Genomic DNA, 9482 nt, shown 5'->3' with positions numbered 1-9482 from the left:
GCCTTGGCAGCCACCAGCATAGCTGGTGGTTTTCTTGTTTTTCTCTACGAGAAAAACTGGCTCGAAGCCATAACGAAAACAGCCGACCAATGCCGACTGTTCTCTAGGAGATTATATGAAAAAGAAAAGTTGTTTGCTATTTCTAGCTTGAATATAGTATATAGCTACAAACTTAAACGAAACTGAAAATTTTCTTAGCCTTATCTTAAATTGATTCTTGTTTTGAATACCTATACTGAAAAAATAGCACCCCTGCTCGGAAGGCATTATCTAAAATCGTTGCAATCCAAATGGCTGACAAACCGATTTTAAAAAATGTTATAAGTAAATAAGCTATGCCAATCCGCACTAGCCACATACCGATAGTTGTGGCATAAAAGGGTAATCTAGCATTTCCCAAACCTTGCCAAAGAGCTGTCATAATAAGAGTGCCTGCTGTAAAGGGAACTCCCAACATGGCATAAAATAATACTGTTTGACTAGCTTGTACCGCTTGAATATCCTTAGTATAAAGACTGATTAGGAAAGGCCCCGCAAAATAAGTCACACCAGCCACAAAAAACATAAACAGCAAAGAAAGGCCAAAGCTTGTTCGAAAAATATGTCGGACCATAGCCTTATCCTGTCTGTGTTTCGCTGTAAGGATGATTGTCGCGGTAGCAATCCCTAAAGCCGGCATATAATTAAACTGCGTCAGGGTTTCTCCAATCGCATTTCCAGCTACCGTCGCTGTTCCTAAGCTGGTAATCAAAGCTACGACTACCACATCTCCCACCCGCATCATCAATCGTTCACCAGTTGCTGGCAGGGCAAGTCTAAGCAGTTCTTTATCAAAGAACCAGGTCCATGGTTTTAAAGAAATTGGTAAGCGAGACCAAAGCAGGCTACAACCAATCAATCGCGATAATACCGTTCCAATCGCAACCCCAGCTACACCTGCATGAAGCACAAAGACTGCAAATGCTGAAAATAGTGCATTTAAAATGTTAGAGAGCAGGCTGATATACATAGGAAAACGTGGTTCCCCCAAGGTTCGTAAGATTGCACTCAAACTTGTCATAAGTCCCAAAAAAAGCGCTCCCCCACCAACCAATATCAAATAAAGACCACCAGCCTGTACCACTTCTGACTCTGCCCCCAAGCTAGTAAGTACTATTGGACCTGCCAGAACTGAAAAAATCCCTAAAAGGAGACCGATAAAAACTGTAAACTTGACACTTTCACTAGCAGTTCCTCCAATGCCTTCTGAGGCCTCTTCACCCAAAGACTGAGCCAAACGAGAAGACACCGCTGCTGCCAGGGCAATAAAAACCGCCTGATAGACGGCTAAAATATTATTAGCAAGGGAAACTCCAGACAAAGCCACGATGCCAATACTGGCTACTAGATAAGAGTCTACTACCCCCATTAACATCTGGAGAAGGTTTTCCCCCATGGCTGGAAAGGCAATGGTTAAAATTTCTTTATAGGTTTGTTTGTTCATAATCTCTATTTCAACTGTTTAATATCTACTATTTTATCACAAACAAGATTCAATAGCTCTTCATCGTGAGAAATTAACAAAACCAACTTATTCTTCATTTTTAAGTCTACTAAAGCAGAAGCAACTTGTTGCATTCCTCTCAAATCCAAGCCGCTCGTCGGTTCATCAAAAATGAAAATTTCCTTATCTGCCAGTAAGCTGGCCACTATCATCACGCGCTGTTGTTCACCACCCGATAAACTAACCGGATGCCTCTCCAACAACTCCGATAGACCAAAACGAGCTACCAAATGTTCATCGACAGCTCTATTTTTCCTTCCAAGAGTAAGTTCTCGCTTAACACTTTCCGCAAATAATTGGAGTCGAACATCCTGCATAACAAAGGCTGTTTTTTCCAATCTCTGGCGACCAGACAAGGTTTGACCTTGCCAAGAAATCCTACTCTTCTTATCTTCCGCTAAACCGACCAGATAACGAGCAAGGCTTGTTTTTCCAGAACCATTCGATCCAACTAAACCCACCACCTGTCCTGGTGCCAAGCAAAGTTTTTCAATCTCGTAGAGAGTATTCTCTTTCTGACTTACCGATAAATTTTCAACAAGTAAACCCTCTTTATCATTAACAAACTGGTCTGCCAGCTCCGCTATTGCCCGCCCATAAGGCTCCGAGTCATAACAACGCAGTCCCATATCCTGACGGCATTCTTCTGTCCGACTTAAAAACTCATCTGCTAGATAATCCGTCACCACTTGCCCATCTTGAAAATATAAATAGCGATCTGCCAACTGACTGAGATAAGACAGTCTATGCTCGGCAATAATGATGGTCTTTCCTTGGCTTTTTAAAGTTTTCAAGATGTCCTGTACAATCGCAATCCCTTCCTGATCTAGGTTGGCAGTCGGCTCATCTAAAACCAAGACACCTGTCCCTTGCATAGCTGCAACGGCCAAGGCTAGACGTTGTTGCTGACCACCTGATAGACTGGAAATCGTTCGCTGGCTAAGAGAAGCCAAACCAAATAATTCCATAACCCAAGCCAGGCGATTCTCGATTTCTTCTCTTGACAAACCCTGATTTTCACAAGGGAAAACCAATTCCTGCAAGACCTGACTATGAAAAAATTGAGTAGACGGATGCTGAAAGACTGAAGCAATGTGCCGAGATGTTTCTTCCAGACTAGATTTTTGTAAATCCAAGTCCCCTAAGAAAATTTGTCCCGAAAGCTGAGCAGGATAATATTCTGGCGTCAAACCATTCAGTACCTTGAGAAAACTAGACTTCCCAGAGCCACTCTGCCCACATAAAACAACACACTGGCCTTCTGGAATGGTCAAATCCTCTATCTGCAAGGCTGGTTTATCTGCCCCTGAATAAGTTAATGCTACATTTTTTACCGTCACAGCCGGACGAGAATCAGAAAACCGAGACAACATAAACAAAGACTCCAATCTAGCACGGTCCAAGACGACCGAATATATGCAGGTGATTTCGTAGATACAGCCAAACCTTTTGTCAGACTGGCTACTGTCAGTTCCTGAGCTGTTCGCAAGAGAGACATCATCAAGGGAACCAAGAAAAACTCCATGTACTGGAGTGGCTTACAAACCACATCTCTCTTCCGTAAAAAAATTCCTCTAACCTTCAAAGAGGCACAAATCGTACGAGCATCCTGTTTAATGGCAGGTAGGAAACGAAACATTACTCCCAACGTCAAAAGAAATACCTCTGGCAGGTGCCATTTCCGCAAGCCATGAATGAGTTCGTAACCACTTGTCGTCATCAGTAATAGATGTCCTGCCAAAAGCGGAGGCCATGTATAGGTCAATACCAGCAACAAATGCGTCAGCCATTCTGGTAAAAATGTAATATAGGACAACAGACAAAAAATAGAATAGGCTATCGGACTCATTATAGCCATTTTCCGCTTTCCAGAAAACCAGAAAAGCAGGCTAAGGCCTAAGACCAGCACTGCATTTTCTAATATTGTAAGCCTCATCCCATAGGTAAAACTAGTGAAGATGACGAGAAGAATTTTTGTACGAGCATCTAATTTCATGAAAGATAACCTGATTGTTTAAAATAGCGCTGAAGCATATATTGACCAAACAAACCACTGATAAGAGCTGTTAAGATAATGGTCGTTGACAACCATAGCACATTCTCTGGAGTGAAATCAAGCATGACACGAGCGATGTATTCTGCTGATTTTCCACGTGCCAATAGACTAGCTTCATAGGCATCTCGCATGAACCACATAAGAATAATAGGTCCTAAGTTTCCAAAAGAGAAAATGACATAGCTAAGAAGATTGGTCCATTTTTGTTTATAGCGACCTGACTTCGCTACCATTTCTGCCAAAAAACCAAAGGTCAAACTTGGGAGAAAGGCCGCTGTCATATAGCCTGATAGGAAAAAGAAACATGCCATTACTGCTCCAACCAGACTAATTGAACCAAATTTATCAACCTTGGCTACCAATAACATATAAACAGGTCCTGCCAAAAGGGCTGCTCCAGCAGGTGCATACATCATATTACCCGAGCGATCAAAAACCAAACTCAACAAGGTTCCTAGACCAACACAAACAAAGTAGAGGGCAGCAAAAGCCCCTGTTACCATCAGATCTTTTACTTGTAATTTCTTCATTTATTTTTCCTTTACTAATTGTCCGTCTTCCAAGCGGAAAATAACATCCGCACAGGCCATGGTCGAGCTTCTATGAGAAATCAAGAAGACCATGCCCTGACAATGTTCCTTAACCAGTTGGATAAAGCGGGCTTCATTGAGCGAATCTAGGTTACTAGTTGGCTCATCAAAGATATAGCAGTCTGCATTTTTGAGCAAGGCCCGCATGAGTTCCAAGCGTTGCCCCTCTCCTGCTGAAAAATCACTGGCCTCCACAAGCGTATCCAAGCCCTGCGGTGCTGCCAAAATCCGTCCTTTCATGTGGCATTTTTCTGCCAAGTCCATGATGGTTTCATCCGACACATCCGTACGACCCAAGACAAGATTTTCTCGAATGGTCTGTCGGAAGATTTGTGGCACCTGTGGTACATAGGCAAACGCCCCCTGCAAATAAGCCTTATCTACCTGCCGACTATCCAAGCCAGACAGGCGGATTTGACCTTGCTGCCAATCATACCAACGCATGATCAATTTCATCAAGGTGGATTTTCCTGCACCAGACTCACCAACCAAACCAATAATACCACCTTGTTCAAACTGAACAGACAGGTTCCGATAGAGCCCTGTTTCTCGGTCATCGTAGTCGAAGTCCAGTTGCTCAATAACAATGTCTGTCACGCTGACCTCAACAAGCTCACCTGTTCGCTCCGCTTCTTTTTCATCCAAAAGAGCATAGATATTGCGACCAGCATTCATAGCCCGCTTGAAACCAAGCGGCAGACGGCTGAGCTCCAAGAAGGGAGCAAAGGAGCTAGTGAAAGAAACTAGCAGGGCTACTCCTGTCGCTAAGTCCATGTTTTGACTGCCCACCAAGTCAAAGGTCAGCCAGGCAAAGCCCATGATAGACAAACCCACCACCAAGAAGGATACGGCATACTGCATGAAGTTAGTCTGGGCGACCTTTCGCTCCTGACCATTGACCTCTTGGCTTTTCTGCGTCAGCTTGGCAAAACGAGCATCTGTCTGCTGGAACTGCATCAGGTCCTTCATGCTCTTAAGACTTTCAATAAAGTAGGAAACATAGCCCTTACGGCTAGCATTTTGCTCCTTGAGCAAGGGCTGCAGCTGCTTGGCAAACTGATTTGGAATAGCAATTGCCAACAGAGCATAGGTCACCAGAGCCAGCAAAGCCAAACCCCAGCTAGATAGACCAAAATAGACTGTCAGACCAAGAGCCACCAGAATCCCTGTACAAATCGGGGCAATGGTATGGGCAAAGAAAACTTCCAAGGCCTCAATGTCCTCCCCAATCATCTTGAGCAGGCTACCACTGTCCTGTCGGTCCAGTTTCCCAGGAGCCAGGGCCCGCAGTTTTGCGAAAATCAAACGACGATAGGCCGCCAGCGTATGAAAGGCCACATAGTGACCAAAGTAATGCTCACCATAGCGGAAGGCACCACGTAAAAGAGCTAGAAGAATAAGGATTCCCAAGGTCCATAGCGGAGCAGGATTGCCAGTAAGGGCTGCAAAAGCCAGATAGACCAAGATGACTGGAATAGCAATGGTCACCACCTGTCCCAAGACCGCAAAGCAGACCGCCACCGCAATCCGTGGCAAGAGGTGCTTCATGGACTGCAAGAGTCTCGGAATCAGCACCAGCGTCGGCATTTCTTTCTTATCCATAAACGGCTTCCTCCAATTCTCTTTGTTGATCAACCAGCTGACCATAAGCCAAGCTAGTCTGATAAAGCGTGGCATGGTTGCCTGTCACAGCTCCCTCCGCAGACAGGAAGAGGATGTCATCTGCCTGCTCCACCTGTTTCATCTTATGGGTAATGATGATGACAATGGCATCTTTTGCTACCAGATTTATCAATTCGTAAATCAAACCTTCATTGTCCTGATCGACGCTGGACGTCACCTCGTCAAAGATATAAAGGGAGCGTTTTGCCAAGACCGCACGGGCACAGATAACCTGCTGGCGTTGACCAGGCGACAAGAAAGCACCGTCATCGCCCACAATCGTGTCCAACCCGTCTGGCAGATTCTTGACAAACTGCAAGACCCCATGCTGATCTGCCCAGGCCAAGATGTCCTCCTTAGACCAGTCGCAAGCCATGCGTAAATTCTCATAGATTGACTGGTTGAGCAAGGTTGACTGGCCCGACACATAGAGGACCTGCTCATTCAGAGATAACTGACTAACACCTGAAATCTCCTGCTGACCCAAGTAAATAGCTCCCTTATCCGCCCGCAAGCGTCCCAAGAGCAGCTGGGCCAAGGTCGTTTTCCCCTGACCAGACTCGCCCGCCAAAGCATAGACCTTTCCAGCCGTCATGGTCATGGAAATATCTTTCAAGACTGGCTTTTCTCCGTAGGCAAAGGCCAAATCTTCTAATTTTAGACTGTCAAAAGCAGGCACATGGACAGAATCGATTTCCCGCTCCGCTGTCATACTGTCCAAGAAACCAAAAATGCGATCCGCCATCTTGGTATTCATCATCACCAAGTGCATGCCGTAGCCCTGCTCCCGTATGGGTGCAAAAAACTCCGTCGCAATGAGGACAAAAAAGAGCATACTAAATAGGGACAAATTGCCTGCCGCTAGGCTATTGACCGCAACAAAACCAGACAAGCCAATCCCCAGATACATGACCGCATCCATGTAGCCTACCGCTTGCAACTGAAAGCTGAGTAGCTCCATGGTCGCATCGCGGAAGTCCTCGGCCTGTTCATTGAAGGTCTTTTCATAGGTCGCATCTGCCTGATAGGAATAGAGGGTGTTGAGCCCCTTGAGGTCGTCCAGGAAAAGATTGCCCACATCCATGTAGGAGCCCCAGTAGCGATTCATGATCCGCTTGGACCGCTTCTGCATGGCGATGATGGAAATGGGAATCAGAGGCAAGGCCAAGATGAAAATGACCGCACCAAGCGGGAAAATCAGAAAGACCAGCAAGAGAACGGTCGCACAGTTGAACTGGGTCCGCAAGGAAGAAGCCATGTAGTAGGAATAATATGTATCCAGACTATCAATCCCCTGGGAAGCGATGTTAAAGACATCCGCCGCTGTTGCCTTTGATTCAAACTGACCGTCCTTGGCCAAGAGAGCCTCGAAGAAAGACTGCTTGAGCGAATCCCGAGCAAACTGAGACCCTATTCCTTGTAAGCGTTTGGCAATCAGAGCCACACCATATCCAAAGGCATTGAGACCTAGCAAGATGAGGACAAACTGTACTAAATCAACCTGTCCGCCCTCATAGTAGGTCACAAAGCCCTGAGCAATCAGATAAAAGGAAATAATCCGCATCAAAAATTGGACCCAGGATAGAAAGGCTGCCAAATAAACCAGTTTCATCTTGGGTTTGATGCGTTCTTTGAGCCGCTTCAAGAGGGCTTTTTTCTTTTCTCTGGAGATTTTCTCCTGTTCTTGTGCCATACGTCACCTCATCTACAAGTATTCCTATATAGTATACCATTCTTTGAATTATCTGTAAATTTTAATTTAAACAGCAAAAAGAAAACAAACTGTTCAAAATGAGCAGTTTGTCATAAAATGAATCGAAATTAAACACTCAAATAACGCTCTACCTCAGCCTGCATATCGGCAGCTGCAACGACGGTATTGTGGCGGACAGGTGCCGTTTCCAAGCCGTCCACAGCTGGTGGCAAGGCTACACCTGAAATCTCATGCAATTTTGCCAGGGCTTCAAAGTCGGTCAAACCTGACTGACCTGTCACAGCCTCAACCACAACCACAGGGAACTTATAAGGACTTGCTGTAGAAGCAATCACTGTCGGAGTTTGGTCACCTGTTTGCTCCACATACTGTTTATAGACAGCTGAAGCAACAGCCGTATGTGGATCTTCAATGTAGTCTGACTCGTCATAGACTCGCTTGATTTCTGCAGCCGTTTCTTCTTCCGTCGCAAAGGCGGCAGCAAAGAGAGAGAGGATATCCGCGTCAGCCCCTTGAATGTCATACTGACCAGCTGTGTTCAAGGCTTCCATCAGCTCGGCTGTTTTTGCAGCGTCATTGCCAAAGAGATGGAAAATCAACCGCTCCAAGTTAGAGGACACCAAGATGTCCATGGACGGACTGGTGGTCACGCGGAAGGTACGGTTCTTGTCGTAAACGCCTGTCGAGAAGAAGTCGGTCAGAACGTTGTTCTCGTTGGAAGCACAGATGAGCTTGCCAACTGGCAGACCGATTTGTTTGGCGTAATAAGCCGCCAAGATGTTCCCGAAGTTACCTGTTGGAACGGTGAAGTTGACCTTGTCGCCCACCGCAATCTCGCCAGTCTTAACCAGCTGAGCATAGGCATAGACATAATAAACAATCTGTGGTACCAAGCGGCCGATGTTCATAGAGTTAGCAGATGAAAATTGGAGTTTCTTGGCCGCCAATTTGGCACGGAGGGCCTCATCGTTGAACATGTGCTTAACATTTGTCTGGGCATCGTCGAAGTTACCGTCAATGGCCACCACGTGGGTATTAGCCCCTGTCTGCGTGGTCATCTGCAATTCCTGAACCTTAGACACCCCGTCACGTGGGTAGAAGACAATGATTTGCGTGCCAGGAACATCCGCAAAACCAGCCATAGCCGCCTTGCCTGTATCGCCTGAAGTCGCTGTCAAGATGACAATCTCATTTTCCAAACCATGTTTTTTCGCCGCAGTTGTCATCAAGTAAGGTAGGATAGATAAAGCCATATCCTTGAAGGCAATGGTTGACCCTCGGAAGAGTTCCAAGTTGTACTGACCTTTTAGCTTAACCACTGGGGCAATAACTGGCGTGTCAAACTTGCTGTCATAGGCATTGTTGATACAGTAGTCCAGTTCATCTGCCGTGAAATCATCCAAGAAAGCCGACAAAATCAGTTTAGCAACTTCTTGATAAGAAGCGTCTTTCAAAACAGAAAAATCCAAGTCAACTGCTGGAATAGAAATCGGTGTAAACAAACCACCGTCGGTCGCCAAGCCCTGCAAAATCGCCTGACTAGCCGATACAGTATTTTTAGCATCGCGTGTTGATTGATATACTAATGTCATGGTATCCCTCATAAAAAATCTATTTTTTCTATTCTACCATAAAACCCACCTAAATTGACAGAAAATTGGCAAGATAAACCAAAAAACCGAACGCTAGGCCGGTTTTGGCTCTTACCTTCTCTTACGAAATATCAAAACACCAGCCTACTACATGTAAACTGGTGTTTGAGAAAGCTTTGGAGGCTAGTCCAATTGTTTATACAAGGATTATTAAGAAATGATTTGTTAATAAACACTTACATGTTCATTTTGAAATCAGTTTTTCCAAAAATCATCAAGAGATGATTTTCTAAACGAGACAAGGCAAAGCGACGTAGGCATAACT

The 9482-nt window shown here is 45.2% G+C and carries 7 protein-coding genes and 1 pseudogene; 1 reads left to right on the top strand and 7 read right to left on the bottom strand.

What is annotated here, in order from left to right; all coding sequences use genetic code 11:
- A pseudogene (locus SST111_RS12265) lies at window positions 1–186 on the top strand (hypothetical protein); the annotation flags it as partial.
- Window positions 187–205: 19 nt separating this feature from the next.
- On the opposite strand, the gene SST111_RS04410 reads toward SST111_RS12265, so the two are convergent.
- From SST111_RS04410 to thrC, 7 genes are all read right to left on the bottom strand, one after another.
- Complete coding sequence (locus SST111_RS04410) at window positions 206–1483, bottom strand: MATE family efflux transporter (RefSeq protein ID WP_099810154.1); 1278 nt, start codon at window positions 1481–1483, stop codon at window positions 206–208.
- A gap of 5 nt (window positions 1484–1488) precedes the next feature.
- On the bottom strand, window positions 1489–2916 hold the full coding sequence (locus tag SST111_RS04405) for an ABC transporter ATP-binding protein (protein WP_099810153.1): 1428 nt from the start codon (window positions 2914–2916) through the stop codon (window positions 1489–1491).
- Entirely contained in the window at window positions 2880–3539 is a 660-nt protein-coding gene (locus SST111_RS04400; protein ID WP_099810152.1) for an energy-coupling factor transporter transmembrane component T, read from the bottom strand. The genes SST111_RS04405 and SST111_RS04400 overlap by 37 nt, the downstream gene beginning before the upstream one ends.
- Entirely contained in the window at window positions 3536–4129 is a 594-nt protein-coding gene (locus SST111_RS04395; protein ID WP_099810151.1) for an MptD family putative ECF transporter S component, read from the bottom strand. Before SST111_RS04395 ends, SST111_RS04400 begins: the two co-directional genes overlap by 4 nt.
- Window positions 4130–5791, bottom strand: a complete 1662-nt coding sequence (locus tag SST111_RS04390) for an ABC transporter ATP-binding protein (protein ID WP_099810150.1) — start codon at window positions 5789–5791, stop codon at window positions 4130–4132.
- Window positions 5784–7544: an ABC transporter ATP-binding protein/permease gene (locus SST111_RS04385; RefSeq protein WP_099810149.1), complete on the bottom strand. Its 1761-nt coding sequence runs from the start codon at window positions 7542–7544 to the stop codon at window positions 5784–5786. Before SST111_RS04385 ends, SST111_RS04390 begins: the two co-directional genes overlap by 8 nt.
- 128 nt (window positions 7545–7672) lie before the next feature.
- Window positions 7673–9157, bottom strand: coding sequence for a threonine synthase (thrC, locus tag SST111_RS04380; protein ID WP_099810148.1), 1485 nt, complete (start codon window positions 9155–9157; stop codon window positions 7673–7675).
- Between the last annotated feature and the right edge of the window lie 325 nt (window positions 9158–9482).

The organism is Streptococcus suis YS161, from assembly GCF_002760245.1.
GTDB classification, from domain to species: domain Bacteria; phylum Bacillota; class Bacilli; order Lactobacillales; family Streptococcaceae; genus Streptococcus; species Streptococcus suis_I.
Note: the sequence above shows the minus strand (reverse complement) of the source record. Positions and strands in the feature narration are given on the sequence as shown.